The following is a 21,428-nucleotide window of genomic DNA, read 5'->3' as shown; positions in this document are numbered from 1 at the left end:
CAACGGCTCCAGTTTCGGGCCCCGACGAGGAACTGACGCACCAGCAGCAGAAGTCACACGACTACTAACGATCAACTACTGGCGCAGGACACTAGCCGCTCAGCAGGCCGCGGCCGGCGTCGGCGGGCTGGCAGGACTGGTGCATCTGGCCGGGCCGGAAGAGAACACGCTGCTGCTGGCCGCGGCGGCTGGACTGCCCGCGCCCCTGGCCCAGGCGTGGGAGCGTATCCCTCGTGTGGACACCCCTGCCCTGTCCGGGGCGGTGACCGAGGCCGTGGCGCGGCGTGAAGTGACGTGGTCCTCGCCCCCGCTGCCACCCGAACGCCGCGCCGGGTTCCCCACGGGGTGGGAGACCACGGTGGGAATGCTGTCCGCTCCGATCACCGCGGGGGACACCCCGGTCGGGGCCCTGTCGGTACTGACGAGCCGGGTTCCGGACGCGGCCCGTCGCGCGTTCCTGACCGGTCTGGCGAGGACGACCAGTCGGCAGCTCCTGCACGTGAGGCGATGGCCTGTCGCCCCGGCCCCGTGGTGGCAGGAGCCCGCGCGCCCCCGTGCCGTCCAGCCGGTCAAGCTGGGCACGTGGGCCTGGGACCTGGCCACGGGACAGGTGGACGTGGACCAGGTCGCCGAGGAAGTGTTGCGCGGCGCAGGCCTGCCTCCGGAGAGATGGGCAGGCCAGGTCGACGGCTGGCTTTCCTGCGTGCATCCCGATGACCGCCCGGCTGTCGAGGTCGAAGCCAAGCGGGCGCTGGACACTCACCAGTTGTCCGCGCTGGAGTACCGCGTGGTCGGAGAAGACGGACGGATCTCCTGGATGGAGGAGCGCTGGAGGGGCGAGTACGACACGGCCGGCAACCTGACGCGGATGACCGGCACCGTCGTGGACATCACCGCGCGGCGCTCCCAGCACGAGTGGCTGGCCGGACTGCTGGAGCTGCACCCCGAGCCCATCGAGGTGTTGGACGACGGCAACCGTGTGGCCTGGGCCAATCGTGCGAGTCGAGGGATGGCCGCCGAGAAGGGCGCAGAGATCGTGGGCGCCGTGCCGTGGGAGGCTGTGCCCGCTCTGCGCGGCCATGGCCTGCCCCAGCTCGTGGACCGTGCCAGGACCGCGCCGGGATCCGTGGCCCTTCTGGAGATGGAGCTGCCGGCGGACGAGCACGGCGCTGCGGCCTACTACCAGGTGCGGGCCGTGGAGGTCGGCGGCCACGTCGCCGTCCAGCGGGCGGATGTCACCGAGCATCGTCGGGCGGAGCGGGCCGCGGCGGAACGGACCCAGCGGGTCGCGGACCTGAACGCCGCTCTGGCGAAGGCCCTGGAGACCGCCGACGTGGCGGCCGCCGTCACCGAGCACGTGCTGCCGCTGTTCGGCGCGACCGGTCTGGTCCTGCACGACCAGACCGGCCCGGGCCCCCGCGTCGTCGGCGCGGTCGGCTACCCGAAGGAGTTCCTCGACGAGCTGAATCGGCTGGAGCACTCCGCCCGTCCTCCGGTGGAGATCACGGCCGTGAGCGAGCCGCAGTACGTCTCCTCGCCGGAGGAGTTCGCGCGCCGCTGGCCCAGGCTGGAGTCCTTGGCCCGCCTCGGCCGCAAGCACGCCTGGGCCGTGCTGCCGCTGCTCGTCGGAGAGCGGAGTGTCGGGTCCTGCGTCCTCAGCTGGGCCGATCCGAGGCCGTTCCGGGCGGAGGAGCGGACCCTGCTGGAGACCCTCGCGACCTTCATCGCCCAGGCCCTGAGCAACGCCCGGCTGTACGAGCAGACGCGGGCCCGCGCGGAGCGCCTCCAGCGTGAGCTGCTGCCGGGCGAGCTGCCCGGCCTGGTCGGCGTGACCGCCGCCGCGCGCTACCGGGCCGCCGCCGGACAGGACGTGGGCGGGGACTGGTACGACACCGTGCCCCTGCCCGGCGGGCGGGTCCTGGCCGTCATCGGCGACGTGCTGGGCCACGGCCTGGAACAGGCCATCGTCATGGGCATCATCCGTCACGCGGTCCTGGTGATGGCCACCTTGGACATGCCCGCCGAGGACATCATGGCCCACCTCGGCGATGTCGCGGCCCGCCTGGAGCACCGCACACCCGACGCCCCCTCGTACGCCACCGCCCTGATCGTCCTGTACGACCCCACGGCCGGCACCTGCCACATCGCGAGCGCCGGACACCCGCCGCCCTTGGTCCTCCGCCCCGGCGGCGAGGGACCGCCGCAGGCCCTGGACGTGCCCCCCGGCCCCCCGCTCGGCGTCACCGACGACGCCTCCGGGGTGCCGCCGACCGTCACCCGAGTGGACGTGGAGCCCGGCAGCGTACTGATCCTCTACACCAACGGCCTGCTCGGCGCGGACGCCACCCAGCCGGGGCCGCTGGCCGAGGCCGTGTCCGCCTATGCCGCCACCCACCCCGGGACGCACGAGGAGGCCCCGGGCGCGGCCTGGCTGGAGGGGCTGTGCCAGGCGGTCGTCACCGGCTTGCCCGCCCCCTCCGACCGCCGGGACGACGCCGCGCTCCTGGTACTGTCCGCTGGCCGCGTCCCCGCGGGGCGCATCGCGGTCTGGGACCTGCCCTGCGCCGCGGAGTCCGCCCGCAAGGCCCGCGCCCTGGTGACCGACCGGCTCGCCGACTGGGCCCTGACCTCCCTGGTCGACTCCCTCCGGCTCATCGTGAGCGAGTTGATCGGGAACACCGTCCGACACGCCTCCGGCCTGCCCGGCGGGTCCGCCCAGGACGACCACAGCGACCAGAACGCGGGGACCTCCCAGGACGACCAGAGCCACCCCCGCGGCACGGTGCGCCTGCGGCTCCTGCATCTGGAGACCGGTGTGGTGTGCGAGGTGTACGACGGCTCCGAGGCGACACCGCGGGTGCGGCACCCCGCGCTCACCGACGAATTCGGCCGCGGTCTACAACTGGTGGCGCTGTCCTCCGACGGCTGGGGCGCCCGCTACACAGAGGGCGGGAAATGCGTCTGGGCCCGCCTGGACATCGCGCCGGTGGCCACCGCGCCGTGACCCACACCCTCAGCCCGGGGACCCCGTGATTCCTCCGTCAAGGGGGATGACCGCGGCGGTGAGGTAGGCGCCGGCCCGCGAGGCGAGGAAGCGCACGGCGCCGACGATGTCCCCGGCCAGCCCGTACCGGCCCAACGGGACCCGGGCCAGCAGCTCGGCCTCGACGTCCTGGTCGGCGCCCACGTGACCGAGCATGTCGGTCACAAAGGGCCCCGGGGCGATGGCGTTCACGGTGATGTGTTCAACCAACTCCTGCCGGGGCCCTCGCGTTACGGCGGGAATCGGCCCGTCCGGCCGCCGACAGCGCTGGTCGGCATGGCCGGTAGCGGCCCGGTGCGGTGCGGTGCGCAGGAGCCAGCCACGGTTGGAGAGTTCGCACAGCTGCCCCCGGACCGGCTCGATCTTCCCCGGCGTGGTCTCCCGGCCCAGTCCGAGGGCAACGTCATTGGCCGTCACCGGACCGTCCGCGCCCGCCACGATCTCCATGATCCTGAGATACTCCGAGGTCAGGGCCCGAAGCCTCAGCTCCTCGACGCGATCGGACACCACCCGCATCCCGCCCGCACCCGGGCCCACCGTCACAGCGACCGGCTCCGGCTCCGGCTCCGGCTCCGGCTCCGGCTCCGGCTCCGGCTCCGGCTCCGGCTCCGGCTCCGGCTCCGGCTCCGGCGACACGATGCCCGACTGCCGCCGTCCACCGTCGATGGCCTCGGCCCACTGCCCGAACACCACCTCGGCGGCCTCCAACCGGGCCACCTCCAGCACGACTTCGCCCAGCTCCTTACGCAGCAGCTCAGCACGCTTCGCCGACTCAGACCGCCGCCCGATCGTCCACGTCAGCATGTCCGTCACGGACATCCCTCCCGACGCGGAACCTACGCGGCAGCCCCGAACCTCACACCAGAACCCGCGAGAACGCCCACGCCGGACGATCTCGTACTGACGATCACCCCACCTGCCCGCGAGAGACCTCACCCGCACCTCACACCAGCCGCACTGAACTGCGGAGACGAGTTTGGCGGAGCCTCCGTCGCGTCTTCGCTCCGACGTCCGGGGTGAACACGACACGGGCGCGGCGTGTCAGTGCATGACGGCCGGTCTGTCGCCACAGGGCCTGGAGCCCACCGCGCACAGGCCGAAACCGCGTCGGCGGTTCCGTCGTACGCCATGCGGCGCCGCACCCTGACGGGACTCGAACATGGCCGGAACCGGGGTCCCTGCACTGGTGTTTCCCTGGGTAACACTGATCGCGTCAATTGTCTCGGTTCTTGGATGCCCCCCAGCACCTGGAAGAAGGCATGCGTCTCATGACCTCCCACAACCGCACCCGCCGCACCGCCCGTTCCGCCTACCTGGCCGCACTGTTCACTCTCACCTGCGCGACCGCCCTTGCCGTGGCACCCACAGCGTCCGCGGCCCCCGCGGCCTCACTCACCGCCGACGTACCGCTGGCCGCCAGAGGTGCCGGCACCTCCGTCGTGTACTTCGGCAGTCTCCGGATCGACGACGGCGCCTCCGTCACCTGCCTGAGCGGCATGGGCGGGGACGTCTCCGTCAGCAACGGACGGGCCACCTTCGTCACCGACCACAAGATCACCGCGGGTGTCACCTACGGCATCTCGGCCTGGGAGACCGGCAACTGCGACGCGTACATCCCCCAGACCGGCCGGTGGGCGCAGTCTCTCGGCGGTATCACCGTCAAGCCCACGACGGCCGACGTCTCCGGCGGCGTCTACAAGGTCAGGATTCCGTAGCACTCCCAGCGATTCACCACCTCCGCCGCCGGCCGCCCCGGCCGGACCGCCCCGGCGAGCGCGTGGTCGGACGGTTCGGCAGCCGTTGGGCAGGCCGGGCGGCACCTGCGAGGCCTCACCTTCGCGGCACGCCGGGCAGCGGTACGTCCGCACTCCGGGTGAGTCCCGGCCGCCTTCACCTCGGCGACACGGCGAACGCCGCACCCGGCGACCCCGCCGGACGGGAGCTGGGAAGCCGACACGGCTTCCCAGCTCCCGTGAACCGCGCCCCGGCGGACCCGCGCACCTGTGCTGTCCCTCTGTTCAGCTGCGGTGGATCCGCCGGGGATTTCGGTCGGGGACCCTCTCCCCGATGCGAACGATAGCAAACAACAGGATCGGCAACCTCTGGTCATCTCTTGACCCAAGCCCACCCCTCTCCCATGATTGCGCTATCGTTAGCACAGAGGTTGAGCCTTATGGCTGCCTCACTCCCCGTCGCCGGACTCCGAAAGGTCGCACCGTCATGTCAGACGCGCGCATCGCCACACTCCACGGCCGCAGGGTCTGGGACTCACGAGGTCGGCCGACCGTAGAGGTCGAGGCGCGTCTCGCGGACGGCTCGATCGGGCGGGCCATCGCGCCGGCGGGGGCCTCGACGGGGCAGGGCGAGGCGCTCGACCTGCGTGACGGCGGCCCGCGCTTCGGCGGACTGGACGTCCAGCGGGCGGTCGGCTCGGTGAACGACGAGATCGCGCCCGCCCTGCTGGGCCTCGACGCGGCCGACCAGGAAGCCGTCGACCGGCTCCTGGTGGACCTCGACGGCACTCCCGACCGCGGCCGCCTCGGCGGCAACGCGATCGTGGCCACGTCGATGGCCGTGCTGCACGCCGCCGCCGCTTCGGCGGGCGTCCCCCTGTGGCAGCACCTCGCGGGCGGACGACGGGTCCGCATCCCGCTGCCCGAGATCCAGATCTTCGGCGGCGGCGCGCACGCCGACCGGCGCGTGGACGTGCAGGACTTCATGGTGGTCTGCCCCGCCGCGCACAGCTTCTCGGAGGCGCTGGACTGGACGGCGGAGATCTACCGGGCCGCCGGAAGTCTGATGCGCGAGGCGGGCAAGGCACAGGGCGTGGCCGACGAGGGCGGCTACTGGCCGGCGTTCGACTCCAACGAAGAGGCCCTGGACACCCTGACCCGGGCGATCGAGACGGCCGGCTTCTCGGCTCCGCACCAGGTGGGCATCTCGCTGGACGTCGCGGCCTCCCAGTTCGGCAGTGCCGGTCGCTACACGCTGGCGCTCGACGACCGCACCCTGGACACCGCCGCCCTGATCGACATGCTCGGCGGCTGGATCGATCAGTACCCGGTCCTGTCCGTCGAGGACCCGGTGGGCGAGGACGACCACGACGGCATGGTGGAGTTCACCCGCCGCTACGGCCACCGCTGCCAGGTCATCGGCGACGACTACCTGGTCACCCATGCCAAGCGGGTCGAGGCGGCGGCCGTCGACAAGGCGGTGAACGCCGTCCTCGTCAAGCCGAACCAGGCCGGCACGGTCACCGAGGCGTTCCAGGCGCTGCGCGCCGGCAAGGACGCCGGTTTCGGCACCATCGTCTCGGCCCGCTCCGGTGAGACCGAGGACGTCACCATCGCGCATCTGAGTGTCGGCTGGGACGCCGGCCAGCTGAAGGTCGGCTCGTTCACCCGCTCCGAACGCATGGCCAAGTGGAACGAGGTGCTGCGCATCGAGGAGTCCCTCGGCGACTCCGCGGAATTCAGCGGCTGGTCCGCGTTCCCCTTCACAGCGTCCACGCGCTCCACGACCAGGCCGTAGAACGAGAACGAGACCAAGAACGAGATCGACATGTTCGAGCCAGCGGAACACCGAGTGTGGTGACCGCCGACGTCCCGGACCTGTCGTATCCGCTCTCCAAGCCCCTCCCGCTCCGCGATCCGCTGAGCGGCGGGCTCCCGAACCCACCCCGCGGCACTCCTGTTCTGCCCTGACACCGCCGCGGGGTGACCCTCTCACCAGGTCGTGACAACCGTCGGCGCCCTTCTCGGCGCGGGGCGGTCAGGACGGAGGAGCCGATGGAACTGCGGTGGCTGGAATCGTTCGTCGTCGTCGCGGAGGAACTGCACTTCGCGCGGGCCTCGGACCGTCTGCACCTCGCGCCGTCGGCCCTCAGCGCCCAGGTCAGGGCGCTGGAGTCGCACCTGGGCGTACGGCTGATCGACCGCGGGCGACGCACCCGCCCGGCCCTGACCGGCGCCGGGCGGCTGTTCCTCGAAGAGGCCCGGCTGACCCTCGCCCAGGCGGCGCGGGCGGAGGCCGTGGGCCGACGCGCGGGCCGGGGCGAGCTGGGACACGCCCAGATCGCGTACGTCGCCTCGGCCGCCTTCTCCGGGGTGCTGACGGATGTCCTCACCCGCTGCGCGGTCCCCGGCACCGACCTCACGCTTCAGGTCCGCGAGTTGGAGACACCGGCCCAGTTGGAGGCGCTGGCGTGCGGGGACATCGACGTCGGCTTCCTGCGCTGGCGACCGGTGTACCCGCCTGAGGTCACCGCGGCCTGCCTGCTGACCGAGGACGTCGTCCTGGCGCTGCCCGCCGGTGCGCCGCTCGCCGCGTACGAAGCGGTGCCGGCGTCCGAGCTGCGCGACGAGAACTTCGTGGCCCCGGACTTCGACGAGGAGTACGGCTGCCGCGACCAGATCCTGGAGGTGGCACGGCAAGGGGCGTTCAGCCCCCGCTGCGCCGCCCCCGTGCGGGACTACATCGCCGCGCTGACCCTGGTCGGCGGAGGTCTAGGGGTGGCCCTGGTCCCCGACTCGCTGCGCCGCGCGAACATCCCGGGGGTGGCCTACCGCACGGTGGCGGACGTGGCGCTGACCACCCGGCTGGTCGGCGCCTACCGCAAGGGCGAGACCTCGCCCGCGGTACGAGGAGTGATCCGGCGCCTGCGGCAGGCGGCCGCCACCGCCGTCACAGCTGCCACCACCGTCACGGCCGGCTGAGACCCCGGCCCCGGGCTGACTGCCACAAGCCCCAATCGACGCAACTTTGAACACGTGTGCCGCACTGTTCGGGCAGGTCAGAGGGCCTGTACCCGACCTAAGCTCGACGCGGCACCGCACACCGGACAGGCGGAGGAACACATGACATCGATCAAGCGGGTGGGCGTCGTCGGCGCCGGGCAGATGGGCCGGGGCATCACGGAGGTGTGCTCCCGGGCCGGACTGCGTGTCACCCTGTGCGACGTGACCGAGGACAGAGCCCGGGCCGGTCTGACCGGCGTGGCGAACTCCCTGCTCAAGGCGGAGAAGCGAGGCACCGTCACCTCGGAGGAACGCGCACACGCCCTGGCGGGGATATCGGTCACCGCGGACCTTTCCCTCCTGGCCGAGGCCGACCTCGTCATCGAGGCCGCCGTGGAGGACGAACAGGCCAAGACAGCGCTGTTCCAGCGTCTCGACGAGGTCACCGACCCGTCGGCCGTACTGGCCAGCAACACCTCCTCGATCCCCATCGCCCGCCTCGCCGCCGCGACCGGACGGCCGCACGCCGTGGTCGGCCTGCACTTCTTCAACCCCGTGCCCCTCATGCCGCTGGTCGAGATCATCCCGACCGTGCACACCTCCGAGGCGACGGAGCTGCGGGTGCGGGAGTTCGCGGGCGACACCCTGGGCAAGACCACGATCGTGGCCCAGGACCGGGCCGGCTTCGTCGTCAACTCGCTGCTCGTTCCCTACCTGTTGGCCGCGGTACGCATGGTCGGCTCCGGTACGGCGACGGCGGAGGACATCGACACCGGCATGACCGCGGGCTGCGCCCACCCCATGGGCCCGCTGCATCTCGCCGACCTCATCGGGCTCGACACGGTGGCGGCGATCGGCGAGGCGCTCTACGAGGAGTACCGCGAACCGCTGTACTCCCCTCCGCCGTCGCTGCGCCGCATGGTCGAGTCGGGACTGCTCGGTCGTAAGTCGGGACAGGGGTTCTTCGATTACCGGGCCGCCTGAAGGCGGTGGCAGGACGGGGCTGACCCGTAGGACGGGCGCTGCCCATGACCTGACCGATCCGTCGGTCGACGGACGGCACCCCGGGCATGTCATGTGCTCCCCGGACCAGAACAGGAAACAGGAAAACAGGAGGGGTGGCGGCCGGATCCGGCCGCCACCCCTCCTGCGTGCGGGTGCGTCCTACGACGTACCCGCACGCCCGTCGTCAAGCCGCCCGAGCCGCCAGAAGCCCGGCCTTGGCGACGGCTTCCGCGTGGGCCTTGGCCATCGACGCCTCGTGCAGGTCGATCAGGCCGGCCATGGCCGGTACCACCGGCGCCATGGTGAGCTCGGGAACGATGAAGTGGACGTCCAGGTCCAGGCTGCCGGGACCGAGCGCCTTCGCCAGGTAGGTCGTGACGAACTCGAAGGACTCGCGGGGAGTACCGGGGCCGTAGCCGCCGCCGCGGCTCGCCACCACGACGGTCGGAGTGCCCGCCACCGGCGAGTTCTCGACGCCCGTGGTGCGGCCCATGAGGATGACGTGGTCCAGCCATGCCTTCAGGGTGCTGGGGATGGTGAAGTTGTACATCGGGGCGCCGATCAGCACGGCGTCGGCCTGCTCCAGCTCCCGGATCAGCCGGCCCCGCAGGGCGTGGTCGGCTCCGGCGGTGTAGGTGGGGCCGTCGAGATGGGGTACCGGGTCGGCGGTCAGGTCGCGGTGGATGACGGTGCCGTCCGGGTGCCGGCTCTCCCACTCCTTGCGGAAGGACGCGGCGACGTCTCGGGACACGGAGCTGTCGACGGGCCAGATGGACGAGTCTATGTGCAGCAGAGTGGGCATGGCTGTGGTGCTCCAAGGAGTTCAAACGGGTGGGACTGGGGAAGAGCCGGTGCTCAGACGTCGGTGACGCGCAGTCCGGCGTGGGCCTTGTAACGACGGTTGACGGAGATCAGGTTGGCCACGAGCGACTCGACCTGGTGGGCGTTGCGCAGGCGGCCGGCGTAGATGCCGCGCATCCCGGGGACGCGGGCGGCGAGTGCCTGGACCGTCGCGGCGGACTCGCGGTCGTCTCCGAGCACCATCACGTCGGTGTCGATCCGCTCGACGGCCTGGTCCAGCAGGAGGACGGCGGACAGGTGGTGGAATGCGGCGGTGACACGGGAGTCGGGCAGCAGCAGTGCGGCCTGCTGGGCGGCGCTGCCTTCGTGCGGCTTCAGGGCGTAGGCACCCTGTTTGTCGAAGCCGAGCGGGTTGACGCAGTCGACGACGATCTTCCCGGCGAGTTCGCCGCGCAGGTGTTCCAGCTGCTCGCTGTGGCCCTCCCAGGGAACCGCGATGATGACGACGTCGCTGTCCCGGGCGGTCTCGGTGTTGTCGGCGCCCCGCACGCCCGGGATGTCCAGGCCCGTCGCGGCGGTGCGGGCTCGTTCCGCGTCGCGGGAGCCGATCACCACCTGCTGACCGGCCCGGCCGAGCCGGTACGCGAGGCCCCTGCCCTGTGGTCCGGTGCCGCCGAGCACCCCGACCACCAGGCGGGAGACGTCGGGCAGGTCGTGCGGGCCGGGGGTGGACGTCGCGGACGGAGTGACATGGGGTGCGGAAGGGGTGGGCATGAAAACCTTTGCCTGTGAGGTGAGTTGAGAAGGGGGACGAGTGCCTGGTGCCGCTACGCGCCGGGCTCGGGGGAGGTGCCGAACATGGGGTAGTCGGGCCGCCACACGACGTCGAACAGCTTCTCCGTCTCCTGGAGTTGCTCGGCCGTGGGTGCCGTGCGCGGGTCGAGGTAGTGGAGGGTTCCCTCGAAGCCACCCGGTGCGTAGACCGCGAGGAAGCGCGTGTCCGGTGCCCCGAACGCCCAGGAGTGCATCCAGCCGGTCGGGAGCAGCCCGAAGTCGCCGGCCTTGAGTTCGCTCTCGATCCGGGTGCCCTGCTGGTCGTCCTGCCAGACGTGCAGCGCACCGCTGAGGACGTAGACCGCCTCGGTGGTGTGGTGGTGGAAGTGGGGCGGGGTCGGACCGGAGGTGTCACCCGCGCAGTACGTCATGCCCATGTTGCCCTCGGTGTCCTGCGCCCGCGTCAGGAGGGACCGAAGACCGTTTCGTACGGTGATGTGGTCACCCTCTCCGGCCCGGAGGATGTAGGGCGCTCCGTTGCCGATGCCGTCGAGGGAGACGTATCCCGGGCGAAGTGTGTTGTCGTGCATGGACTGGCTCCTGGTGAGATGGGTCGGACGGGTCGGCGGTCATGCCGCCGGGGAGGGGCGCCGATGTCGGCGACGATCCGTCTCCGGAGCCGCTCGGCACACCTGTCGGACAGGGGAGAACGGGCGGCTTCGCGGGTGCTGTCCCGGCGGTTCGCTGGTGGAGACGAAAGGCGGTGCGCCGACAGAGGTCGAGGCCGACAGCAGAGGGCGGGCCGGGCTACGGCGGGTACCTGACGGCGACCGCCCGCGCCAGCAGCTGACGGATCACGGCTCACGGCTCACGGCTCACGGGTCACGGCTGCCTACAGAGGACTCTTCGCGGCGAGCAGCGGAGCGATCTTCTCCGCGTACTCCCTGATCGCCTCGCGCGCCAGGTGCGGCGGTGGGTTGAGGGCGATGTTCCGCAGACCTGCCGCCTCCAGTGCCCGGAGGATGTCCGCGATCTCGCGCGCCGTACCCGTCAGGGTCGTCATACGGATGATCTCCTCGGTCAGCACCTCCTCCTCGCCGGGCAGCAGATGGGAGAGATGACCCCGGTGGGACTCCTGATAGAGCCGGTCGCGGGGGACGTCGAGGCGAGCGAGCACCTTGCGTTCGTAGATCTCCAGGCGGTCGCGGATCGGCGCGGGAAAGTGCTCGCCGATGGCCGGGTTGTCGGCGTAGGCGTGGAAGGGCAGCATCGCGACCGGGCCGACCCGTTCCAGGACACGCGGTGACATCGGGGACTCGCCCTCGTCGAGGACGCAGAGGCCCACCGAGCACATCGTGTAGAAGTCGTCGGCGTTCTCGCCGGTCTCGGCCGCCGCCGCCCGCACGGCCGCGAGGGACGCTCCGAGGACCTCCGGCGCGTTCACCATGGCATGGCAGCCCTGGAGGCTCATGATCCAGCCGTCGCCCTGCTCGTACGCGACCCGGCGTGCGCGGGGGCCGTCCGCCGCCACGTAGACGGGGATGCCGCCGTAGTCGACATAACGATCCTCCGGGGCGTGCCCCATCCGGATCGGGCGGGCCGTCCCGCCTTCCATCTGGAGGGCCTCGCCGCCGTCCAGCAGGTCCCGGCACGCGGCGACGTACTCCTGGAGACGGCTCACGGGGAGCGCCTTCAGTCCGAGGATCGCCCGCCCCGTGTTGCCCGTGCCCACGCCGAGGAAGACCCGGCCGGGCGCGAGCCTGTTGACGGTCGCGAGGGCGGTGGCACAGGCGGGGGCGATACGGTTGCTGGGGATCGCGAGCATCGTCCCCATCCGGATGGTCGACGTGCGCTCGGCCGTAAGCGCCATGGCCACGAACGGGTCACCGGCGATGAGGGGCGAGTCGACGAAACCGACACTGGAAAACCCGGACTGCTCGGCAAGAGCCGCGTCGTCCCATGAACCGTGATAACTCATGAGGACCAGACCGACGTCCATGACGTCTCCTTCCTGCCGCTTCTCTCCCTCACACAACGCGCGGCCCCGTTCCCGGGCAACCGCTCCTGTGCGAAGAAATGCGGCGGCACTCCTTTGTGCTGACAGCGAAGGGCACCGTAGCAATGCTATCGGTAGCACACAACCCTTACGACCGGGTAGCAAAGAACCTGCTTGATTCAGTGCTACCGTTCGCATTAAGAAGGTCAGGCACGCTCACACAGGGAAAACGGTGACAGTCGACATGACAATCCCCGGCCGTAGCGACCAGTCGCCCGAGCCCGTGATCCTCCGCGTCTGGGCCGACGAGACCGGACAGAGCCGCTTCGAGGAGATCCGCCTCCCCGGGGGGCCGCGGCGCTCCGAGGTGTCGACCTCGGTGGCGTGGCTTTCGGAGAAGATCGCCGTACGCGGCCTGGTCTGGCGACGCGTGGAGCAGGAGGCCCCGCCGACGGTGCCGCACAACGCGCCCCGCCGCCAGTTGATCGTGCCGCTGTCCGGGGCCGTCGAGCTGGAGGTCAGCGGCGGGGAGCGGCGTACCGTCCAGCCGGGCGGGATGATCCTCGTCGAGGACACGACCGGCGCGGGTCACATCACCCGTGCGGCCGACGACGCACCGCGGGTCACGCTCATGCTCGAACTCGGCGACGAGCCCTTCCCCGGGATCTGACCCGGCCGCGGGCGGCAGAGGGACGCGCCACCGCGCGTACCGGCGGAGCGGACGCACTGCACGGAACGCAGGCAACCGTGCCTGTGCTGTGCGAACAACCTAAGTATTCGCCCCTGTGCAGATTCCGCGGCAGGCCCCGGTATGTACGGTCCTTGGTGGGACTCCTGAGCCAGGGAGTGCAGTCGATGACATTCCCGACGGTCCGACTCGGCGGCGCCGACATGGCTTTCGACGGCCGCCTCGACACCGACCGTCGCTCACCGAGTTCCCACCGTTCACCAGACCCGGTGCTGCACTCGCGGTTACGTCCGCCGGCGCGCTGGGGTCCGTCCATGCCGGTGCACCTTGTCGAAGGGGACAGACATGACTCCCGACCTCCACTCCAGCGCCCGTTCTCACGAGCCCGGCCCCGGCCGGCGCTCGATCCTGATCGGGGGCGCCGCCGCGCTCGGCGCCACCGCCCTCGGCTCCGTCACGGCGAGCCCCGCACTGGCCGCCACGCCGGTCGCGTCCCTGTCGACGCAGACCTCCCCCTCGACTGCGAGCACTCTCTCGATCCGGAGCTCCGGGGCAGCGAGTTCGCACACGCTCAGGATCGCCGGCGCCGTCGCGCCGACGTCCTACGACCGCTACAACGGCGGTGACGGCGACTACGCGTTCACCTACACCCTGCTCTGGGGCGACCGGCTCCTGGCATCCGACGAACGCGGTCACTACAGGCCCTGGCTCGCCGAGGATCTCGGCTCATGGTCCGACGACTACCTCACCTACACGGTGACGATCAGACACGGGGTCACCTTCCACGACGGCACGAACCTCACCGCGGCCGACGTGGCGGCGAGCTTCAACCGGCTGAACTCGGAGACGGGCCTCGCCAAGTCCGTGGTGTGGTCGCGGTACCTCACGCGCGCCACCGCCCACGGCAAATACCAGGTCACACTGCACTTCGGTACTCCGATGCCCAGCTTCTACGCGCAAGTGTCGATGTTCCCGATCATCCCCGCGCGTCATGTCAGGACAGGGGCGACCGACGCGGCGTTCTGGGCGCGTCCGATCGGCAGCGGACCGTACAGGTTCGACCCCGCCGATTCCGCCAACCTGACGTTCGTCCGCAACGAACACTGGTGGGGATGGGGCGTGGAAGGCCACGCCAACGTCGACAGGCTCGTGTTCTCCACCGTGTCCGGCGACAGCGCCGTGAACGGTCTCGCCGCCGGCGACTACGACATCGTGCAGCGGGTCGCGCTCGGCACGTCGAGTGCGGTGGACGCAGCTGTGGCCTCCGGTGCGAAAGACGTTCCACTCACCTATGACAAGCGGGAGTACCTGGCCTACACGGTCGCCAGGGCCGTACAGGACGGCGGTTACATCGCCGCGAGCGCCGCGTACGACAGCAGTGGGCAGTTCGTGGCCGGGGTCACCGTCGAGGACGCGCTCTTCGCCGACGTGCGACTGCGGGAAGCCGTGTCGCTCGCCGTGGACAGGGCCGCGCTGGCTCAACTGCGTGGTGGCGGGCCGGTCGAGCTGTGGTCGGGCCTGCCCGGGGCCATCGGATACGACGACACCCAGCCCTACGAGTACGACCCCACGAAGGCCAGGCAGTTGCTGGCCGACGCCGGCTTCGACTCCACGACCGTCGTCTACATGTTCGCCGAGAACGCGACCGTTCTGTCCACCATCACCAAGCAGCTGGCCGCGATCGGCATGACCGTCGAACCGACCGCCTTCAACCCGCTCAACCCCTCCACCTGGGCGGCGAACAAGGACAAGCCCGCCGACCTCAACTCGCAGGCGTACAACGAGCGGAACGCCGAAGGCATCGACGAGCTGACCGGGCTCATCTCCGTCGACCGGCAGAACACCGGCTACCTGCTCAAGCCGGAGGGCAGGCAGCTGCGCGCGCTGATCGACCAGGCCGTCGTGACGCCTGAACTCGAGTCGTGGGGCATCCGGCACGATGTCTACCAGTACGAAAGGGATCAGTACGCCCCGTACGCGTGGATGTACCTGCTCGTCAACCGCTACGTCGTGGCCGGTGATGTCACCGGCCACGGGATCCTCACCTACCCCGGCCTCGACCTGCGCTTCGTGAAAGTCGGCCTGAAGAAGGCGACGCCCATCGCTTCCCTCCAGGCGCTCGACGACGGCCGCACCAAGCTGACGGTCACCGTGACGGAGACGTATGCCGACGGGTCGACGACGACGTACACGACGAAGCAGACCCTGACCGGCAGCGGCGCCGGCATCCACTCCGTGGGCGGGGAGTACCGGGTCTTCGTCGACGTCGTGTCCAGCGGCGAGGTGGCGGGCTGCTCTCTGGTGTCCGTTCCCGCTTGAGTCGTACCCCCGTCAAGAGGGGCTGGCCTGCGAAAGGTCCCGGCTGCTCGGGGCGGGGGGCCTGGTGGACGCCGATGATCGCGGACGGACCGGACAGGCGGACGCCGACGACGGCGCTGTAGCAGGTCACGGGAGGCGACCGGGCGGCATGTACTCGGCCTCGGCGGCCGGGCGTCTCACCCGGGCGCGCCAGCCGCCACCTGCTCGGCGCTGAGGACATCGACGGCCGGGTGTGCCAGGGAATGCTCCAGCACCCGGCGCAGCGCGGCGACGCGCGTTTCGTCGACACCGGTCACGAACGGATGGACGATCAGGGTGACCAGGCCGGCGTTCTCAGCGGCCGAGTCCACCAGCCCCATCCAGTGCTCGGCGACGCGGTCCGGCGTCTGGGGACCTTCCGGCCTCGACTCGTAGTGACAGAAATCGATCATGTCCCAGGTCCACGGGATCGACACGATCCCGCCAGGCAGCGTCTGTACGGCCGGCTGGTCGCCCTCCCCGCCCCGGCCGCGATCGATGCTGCTGTCGATCCGGTATCCCAGTTCGGCCAGCACTTCGAGGGTGCGGCCGCCCCGGTAACCGCCGGGGGCCCGGAACGCCACCGGATCGAACCCCGCGAGCCGCAGAGCCGCCGTGCCGTCCCACAGCAACTGCTCCCGGCCCCGGTCGTCCAGCTCCTCCTCCCAGCGCTCGTGCACCCAGCCGTGCAGTCCGATCTCGTGGCCGGACGCGGCGATCCGCCGTAGGACATCCGGGTGGTGCAGCGCGTTCCATCCCTCCACGAAGAACGTCGAACGCAGACCCAGATCGGCGAACAGCCCCAGCAGGGCCGGCACTCCGAGCCGCAGGCCCGACTCCTCAGGGTCCGGGCGGGCCGCCGTACGCCTGCCGACCGCCCGCGCCGCGCCCAGGTTGTCGACCGTCAGGCACAGGGTGCCCCGCCCGCCCCGGCTCATTACCTCCATGGGTTCCTCCGTAAGTTGTCGGGTGGCCCGAGAGGGCCGGATGTGGCTTATGGTTCCTTGCCCTCACCTCAGTGGCTTGTGAGGAGTGGCCGTCCGGCTCTCCGGGGCGGCCTGTGTGCCGGTTTCGAGGCTGGCAGGCCGCCCCGGCGCTTCCGTCGACGGTGGGCATCCACCCGTCCTGGCCGGGGCGTGCCCACACCGTCCGCGTCACCCGCGGCGGGCGGCGACCTCCTGGGTGAGTTGGGGCGCGACCGCGAAGAGGTCCCCTACCACGCCGTAGTCGGCGAGAGCGAGGATCGGTGCCTCCGGGTCCGTGTTGACCGCGACGATCGTCCGGGAGGTCTGCATCCCGGCGAGGTGCTGGATGGCCCCGGAGATGCCCAGGGCGATGTACAGCTGCGGGGAGACGGACTTGCCGGTCTGGCCGACCTGGTACTGGTGCGGGTAGTAGCCGGCGTCGACCGCGGCGCGGGAGGCGCCCACCGCACCGCCGAGGGCGTCGGCCAGCCCCTCCACCACCCCGAAGCCGTCCGCTCCCCCGACTCCGCGCCCGCCGGAGACGACGACGCCCGCCTCGGTGAGCGCGGGCCGGTCGCCCGCGGGTGCGGCGCGGCGGGCGGTGACGCGGGCCGAGGCCGCGGGGTCCACCGTCGGCAGGGAGACGGTCCGCTCCACGGACGTCACCGGGTGCTCCTCCGGTTCGAAGGCACCCGGGCGCACCGTGATCACCGGCGTGCCATGTGTGACCTGGGAGCGCACGGTGTACGCCCCACCGAAGACGACCTGGTCGACGACGCCGGAGGAGTCCAGGTCGACCGCGTCGACCAGCAGCCCGGCGTCGAGTCGGGCGGCCAACCGTGCGGCGATCTCCTTGCCGTCCGTCGTGGCCGAGACCAGGACGGCGGCCGGAGCGGCTTCACGGGCGACGAGTTCCAGGGCGCCGACGGCGGGCGTGACGAGGAACCCGTCCGCTTCGGCGGATTCGGCGGCGTAGGTGCGCGTGGCGCCGTGCCGGGCGAGGGATTCGGCAAGTCGGGCCGTGGTGCCGGGAGTTCCGACCACGACGGCGGCCGGGTCGCCCAACCGCCGGGCGGCGGCGAGGAGTTCGTAGGTGGTTCTGTTGACGTGTTCCCCGTCGTGATCGACGAGGACGAGGACATCGGGCATGTGCAGGTGCCTGTTTCTTGGTTGGTTTCTCAGTCGGTTTCTTGGTCGGTTTCTTGGTCGGTTTCTTGGTCGGGGCGGTTCAGATCAGCTTCTCGGAGACGAGGTACGCGGCGAGCTGTCGGCCGGCCGAGCCGTCGTCCGTGACGAGGGTTCCGCCGACGCGCGGGGGTCGCGGCACGGCTTCCAGCACCCGGGTGCGGGTCACAAGGAAGGCGGCGAGGTCCGCGTCGGGGAACAGGTCGTCGAGATCGACCGTCTCCAGCGGCTTCTTCTTGGCGGCCATGATCCCCTTGAAGGAGGGGTAGCGCGGCTCGTTGATCTTCTCGGTGACGCTGACCAGTGCGGGCAGCGGCGCGAACAGCGTCGCCTCGCCCAGCTCGGTCTGACGCTCGGCGCGCACCTCTCCCCCGTCCACGGCGAGTTCGCGTACGCGGGTCACCTGCGGCAGGCCGAGCAGGTCCGCGACGACGGCGGGGACCGCGCTCGCCTGGCCGTCGGTGGCCGCGTCGCCCGCGAGCACCAGGTCGACGTCCGTCACGGTCCGTACGGCGGCCGCCAGGACCTTGGCCGTGCTCGGCACGTCCGCACCCCGCAGCCGGTCGTCGCAGACATGGATGCCGCGGTCGGCGCCCATCGCCAGGACCTTGCGGATGGCCTCCCGTGCGGAGTCTGGGCCCATGGAGACGACGGTGACATGGGCGCCGACCGCCTCCTTCAGCCTCAACGCCTCTTCGGCGGCGCGTTCGTTGATCTCGTCCAGGACGAGGTCGGCGTTGTCCCGGTCGAGATGGTGGTCGTCCTTCGACAGGGTGCGTTCGGCACCGGTGTCGGGGACCTGCTTGACGAGTACGACGATGTTCACTGCGTTCTCCTGCGGTCGTCGGCGCTCAGCGGAAGGCCGCCTGGCCGGTGATCGCCTGCCCGACGACCAGGGTGTGCATCTCGCTGGTGCCCTCGTAGGTCAGGACGGACTCCAGGTTGTTGGCGTGACGCAGTGGCGAGTACTCCAGCGAGATGCCGTTGGCGCCGAGGATCGTGCGGCACTCCCGGGCGATGGCGATCGCCTCGCGGACGTTGTTGAGCTTGCCGACGCTGATCTGCTCGGGCCGGATACGGCCCTGGTCCTTGAGCCGGCCCAGGTGCACCGCGAGCAGCGCCGCGTTGCCCACGGACACGCTCATGTCGGCGAGCTTCTTCTGGGTGAGCTGGAACGCGCTGATCGGCTTGTCGAACTGCACCCGGGAGTCGGCGTACTCGACGGCCGCCTGGATCGAGTCGCGGGCCGCGCCGACCGCGCCGAACAGGATGCCGAAGCGGGCCTCGTTCAGGCAGGACAGCGGGCCGCGCAGGCCCTCCGCGAGCGGCAGTCGGGCCGCGTCCGGCAACCGTACGTTGTCGAAGTACAGCTCGGAGGTGATCGAGGCGCGCAGCGACATCTTCTGCTTGATGTCCTGGGTGGTGAAGCCGGGTGTGCCGCGCGGCACGAGGAAGCCGCGCACGCCGTCCTCGGTCTGCGCCCAGACGGTGGCCACGTCGGCGATACCGCCGTTGGTGATCCACATCTTGGAGCCGTTGAGGATCCAGTCGCCGCCGTCCCGGACGGCACGGGTGCGCATGCCGGCCGGGTTGCTGCCGAAGTCGGGTTCGGTCAGCCCGAAGCAGCCGATCGCCTCACCGGCGGCGAGCCTGGGCAGCCACTCCTGCTTCTGCTGCTCCGATCCCCACTTCCAGATGGAGAACATCGACAGCGAGCCCTGCACGGAGACGAAGCTGCGGAAGCCGGAGTCCGCCGCCTCCAGTTCGAGACAGGCCAGGCCGTAGCTGACGGCGTTCGTGCCCGCGCAGCCGTACCCCTTCAGGTGCATGCCCAGCACCCCCAACTTGCCGAGCTCCGGGGCGAGTTCGCGGGCGAAGTGGGCGTTCTCGAACCACTCGCCGAGGTGCGGGCGCACCCGGTCGGTGAGGAACCTGGCGACGGTGGCCTGGATCTCGCGTTCCTCGCCGGTGAGGGTGGAGGGGAGGTCGAGGAGGTCGAGGGGGTCCTTGAGCGGCTTGCGGCTCATCGTGGCTCCTGAGAGTCGGTGGTTACGGTGTTCGGTCGGCTGGTGCGGTCGAGGATCTCCGCGGTGTGCTGGCCCAGTCGCGGAGGCGGGAGGCGGTACCCCGCGGGTGTGGCGCTCAGCGCGATGGGGCTGGCGACCTGGCGCGAGGGGCGCGCGGGTGCTGCGCCATCAGGGGCGGCGGGTATGTCGACGATGCCGGGCAGACCGAGCTTCTGGGCGAAGTCGAAGGCCTCGTCGAGGGTGTTGACCGGCCCGGCGGGCACTCCGGCGGCCAGCAGGACGGCCGTCCAGTGGTCGGCGCCGGCGGTGGCCAGCCGTTCGGTCAGGACGGCCCGCAGTGCGGCGCGGTGGGCGACGCGGTCGGTGTTCGTGCGGAACCGGTCGTCGAGCGCGAGACCGGGATCGCCCACGGCCTCGGCGAGCGCCGCGAACTGGCGGTCGTTGCCCACCGCGAGCGCCAGGGGACGGTCCGCGGCCGGGAAGGTCTCGTACGGCGCGATGCTCGGGTGCGCGTTGCCCATGCGGCCCGGCACCACTCCGGCGACGGCGTACGCGGACGCCTGGTTGACCAGGGCGGACAGCAGCGAGCCGAGCAGGTTCACCTCCACCCGCTGGCCCTCCCCGGTGGCATCGCGGTGCCGGAGGGCGGCGAGGACACCGAGCGAGGCGTGCAGTCCGGTGATGACGTCGACGAGGGCCACGCCCGCCTTCACCGGTTCCCCGTCCGCCGTGCCCGTCACGCTCATCAGACCGCCGACGGCCTGCACGAGCAGGTCGTACCCGGGGATCGCGGCGCCCGCGCCGCCGCCGAAGCCGCTGATCGAGCAGTAGACCAACTCCGGGCGCAGGGCGCGGAGTTCTTCGTATCCCAGACCCAGCCGTTCCATCGTGCCGGGCCGGAAGTTCTCCACCACCACATCGCACTCGGCGACCAGGGCACGGGCCTGCTCCCGGCCGTCCTCCGTGGTCAGGTCGAGGACGACCGACCGCTTGTTCCGGTTGACGCTCAGGAAGTAGGTCGAGGTGCCGTCGGTGTCGGCGGGCGGGTGCCAGGCGCGGGTCTCGTCCCCGATGCCCGGCCGCTCGACCTTCACCACGTCGGCCCCGAGGTCGCCGAGGAGCATGGTGGCGTAGGGCCCCGCGAGAACCCGGGAGAAGTCGGCGACACGCAGCCCGTCGAGGGCGCCCCGTCCCGTGCCGTTCCGACAACCGGCCCGTTGGTCCGGCGTGTTGTGCTGGGTGCTCACGCACCCTCCTCTCTGATCATCCACCGCGGGTACAGCCGCGTCGGCGCCCCCGGCCGTCCCCGCGCCTCCTCCACCGACCGCAGCGGGTCGGCCCGTTCGACGACGGGAAGGCCCTGGTCCAGCGGTCCGACGGCCCGTACGACGGTCACCCGCGCGCCCACCGCCATGACGACGGGTGCGGTCCCAGTGACCTGGCAGAGCAGGTTGAAGCCCTCGTCCATCGCCACGTACCAGGTGTTGTGCTGGGGGTGGCCGTTGCGGCGCACCACGACTCCGACTCCCCTGCTGCGCTCCCGGCCGAAGGCCCTGGACCCGCAGGCACGGCAGAACGAGCGTCGGTAGGCCGGCGTGCCGCACCACAGGCAGCGCTGGAAGAGGAGCTCACGGCTGAACGGCGGTGCGGTCGGCACAGCCGCCGGGTCCGCCGCGTCCACGGCGGCCACCCCAGAGTCGTTTTCGTGTTCGACGGGTGCGAAGGTCTCTGCACAGGGCGCCGCACAGGTCTCTTCACGGGCCGCCGCACAGGTCTCTTCACAGGCGTCTGCACGGGTTTCTGTCTGAAGCATCGCGGCCTCCCGCACGCAGCTCGGTGACCGGAACCAGGTGATCGGAATCCGAAGTCCC

Annotated in this window: 18 protein-coding genes; 7 read left to right on the top strand and 11 right to left on the bottom strand. The window is 71.1% G+C overall.

Going from position 1 to position 21,428, the window contains the following annotated elements:
- Positions 1-139: 139 nt before the first annotated feature.
- Positions 140-3,004 carry a SpoIIE family protein phosphatase gene (locus ACFY1L_RS22460; protein ID WP_388826872.1) on the top strand — a complete coding sequence of 955 codons (2,865 nt, stop codon included), beginning with the start codon at positions 140-142 and terminating at the stop codon, positions 3,002-3,004.
- Positions 3,005-3,013: 9 nt separating this feature from the next.
- Here the strand turns inward: ACFY1L_RS22460 and ACFY1L_RS22455 are convergent, their stop codons facing one another.
- Positions 3,014-3,847, bottom strand: coding sequence for an SDR family oxidoreductase (locus ACFY1L_RS22455; protein ID WP_388826936.1), 834 nt, complete (start codon positions 3,845-3,847; stop codon positions 3,014-3,016).
- A 464-nt stretch (positions 3,848-4,311) separates the two neighbouring features.
- Between ACFY1L_RS22455 and ACFY1L_RS22450 the strand changes: the two genes are divergently transcribed.
- The 4 genes from ACFY1L_RS22450 to ACFY1L_RS22435 all read left to right on the top strand — a co-directional run bounded on the left by ACFY1L_RS22450 (position 4,312) and on the right by ACFY1L_RS22435 (position 8,763).
- On the top strand, positions 4,312-4,758 hold the full coding sequence (locus ACFY1L_RS22450) for a hypothetical protein (RefSeq protein WP_388826869.1): 447 nt from the start codon (positions 4,312-4,314) through the stop codon (positions 4,756-4,758).
- A gap of 505 nt (positions 4,759-5,263) precedes the next feature.
- Complete coding sequence (eno, locus tag ACFY1L_RS22445) at positions 5,264-6,574, top strand: phosphopyruvate hydratase (RefSeq protein WP_388826867.1); 1,311 nt, start codon at positions 5,264-5,266, stop codon at positions 6,572-6,574.
- Between the two features lie 257 nt (positions 6,575-6,831).
- Entirely contained in the window at positions 6,832-7,758 is a 927-nt protein-coding gene (locus ACFY1L_RS22440; protein ID WP_388826865.1) for a LysR substrate-binding domain-containing protein, read from the top strand.
- 141 nt (positions 7,759-7,899) lie between these two features.
- Positions 7,900-8,763, top strand: coding sequence for a 3-hydroxybutyryl-CoA dehydrogenase (locus tag ACFY1L_RS22435; protein WP_388826863.1), 864 nt, complete (start codon positions 7,900-7,902; stop codon positions 8,761-8,763).
- 205 nt (positions 8,764-8,968) lie between these two features.
- On the opposite strand, the gene ACFY1L_RS22430 is transcribed toward ACFY1L_RS22435, so the two are convergent.
- The 4 genes from ACFY1L_RS22430 to ACFY1L_RS22415 all read right to left on the bottom strand — a co-directional run bounded on the left by ACFY1L_RS22430 (position 8,969) and on the right by ACFY1L_RS22415 (position 12,358).
- On the bottom strand, positions 8,969-9,586 hold the full coding sequence (locus ACFY1L_RS22430; protein WP_388826861.1) for an FMN-dependent NADH-azoreductase: 618 nt from the start codon (positions 9,584-9,586) through the stop codon (positions 8,969-8,971).
- Positions 9,587-9,639: 53 nt separating this feature from the next.
- Positions 9,640-10,359, bottom strand: a complete 720-nt coding sequence (gene npdG, locus ACFY1L_RS22425) for an NADPH-dependent F420 reductase (RefSeq protein WP_388826858.1) — start codon at positions 10,357-10,359, stop codon at positions 9,640-9,642.
- A 53-nt stretch (positions 10,360-10,412) separates the two neighbouring features.
- A complete protein-coding gene (locus ACFY1L_RS22420) occupies positions 10,413-10,949 on the bottom strand; it encodes a quercetin 2,3-dioxygenase (RefSeq protein ID WP_388826855.1) in 537 nt (178 codons plus the stop codon).
- 302 nt (positions 10,950-11,251) lie between these two features.
- Positions 11,252-12,358, bottom strand: coding sequence for an LLM class flavin-dependent oxidoreductase (locus ACFY1L_RS22415; protein WP_388826852.1), 1,107 nt, complete (start codon positions 12,356-12,358; stop codon positions 11,252-11,254).
- Between the two features lie 241 nt (positions 12,359-12,599).
- Between ACFY1L_RS22415 and ACFY1L_RS22410 the strand changes: the two genes are divergently transcribed.
- Both ACFY1L_RS22410 and ACFY1L_RS22405 read left to right on the top strand, forming a co-directional pair.
- On the top strand, positions 12,600-13,025 hold the full coding sequence (locus tag ACFY1L_RS22410) for a hypothetical protein (protein WP_388826849.1): 426 nt from the start codon (positions 12,600-12,602) through the stop codon (positions 13,023-13,025).
- A gap of 363 nt (positions 13,026-13,388) precedes the next feature.
- A complete protein-coding gene (locus ACFY1L_RS22405) occupies positions 13,389-15,362 on the top strand; it encodes an ABC transporter substrate-binding protein (RefSeq protein WP_388826846.1) in 1,974 nt (657 codons plus the stop codon).
- A 176-nt stretch (positions 15,363-15,538) separates the two neighbouring features.
- Here the strand turns inward: ACFY1L_RS22405 and ACFY1L_RS22400 are convergent, their stop codons facing one another.
- The 6 genes from ACFY1L_RS22400 to ACFY1L_RS22375 form a co-directional block, all read right to left on the bottom strand.
- Positions 15,539-16,327, bottom strand: coding sequence for a polysaccharide deacetylase family protein (locus tag ACFY1L_RS22400; protein WP_388826843.1), 789 nt, complete (start codon positions 16,325-16,327; stop codon positions 15,539-15,541).
- Positions 16,328-16,534: 207 nt separating this feature from the next.
- Positions 16,535-17,494, bottom strand: coding sequence for an electron transfer flavoprotein subunit alpha/FixB family protein (locus ACFY1L_RS22395; protein ID WP_388826840.1), 960 nt, complete (start codon positions 17,492-17,494; stop codon positions 16,535-16,537).
- Between the two features lie 79 nt (positions 17,495-17,573).
- Complete coding sequence (locus ACFY1L_RS22390; protein ID WP_388826837.1) at positions 17,574-18,356, bottom strand: electron transfer flavoprotein subunit beta/FixA family protein; 783 nt, start codon at positions 18,354-18,356, stop codon at positions 17,574-17,576.
- Positions 18,357-18,381: 25 nt separating this feature from the next.
- On the bottom strand, positions 18,382-19,557 hold the full coding sequence (locus tag ACFY1L_RS22385; RefSeq protein ID WP_388826834.1) for an acyl-CoA dehydrogenase family protein: 1,176 nt from the start codon (positions 19,555-19,557) through the stop codon (positions 18,382-18,384).
- On the bottom strand, positions 19,554-20,804 hold the full coding sequence (locus ACFY1L_RS22380; protein ID WP_388826831.1) for a CaiB/BaiF CoA transferase family protein: 1,251 nt from the start codon (positions 20,802-20,804) through the stop codon (positions 19,554-19,556). The genes ACFY1L_RS22385 and ACFY1L_RS22380 overlap by 4 nt, the downstream gene beginning before the upstream one ends.
- Complete coding sequence (locus tag ACFY1L_RS22375) at positions 20,801-21,238, bottom strand: Zn-ribbon domain-containing OB-fold protein (RefSeq protein ID WP_388826827.1); 438 nt, start codon at positions 21,236-21,238, stop codon at positions 20,801-20,803. The genes ACFY1L_RS22380 and ACFY1L_RS22375 overlap by 4 nt, the downstream gene beginning before the upstream one ends.
- Positions 21,239-21,428 lie beyond the last annotated feature (190 nt).

The sequence above is a fragment of the Streptomyces sp. NPDC001663 genome (assembly GCF_042893105.1).
Lineage (GTDB): Bacteria > Actinomycetota > Actinomycetes > Streptomycetales > Streptomycetaceae > Streptomyces.
This window is presented reverse-complemented; position numbering and strand designations above follow the sequence as displayed.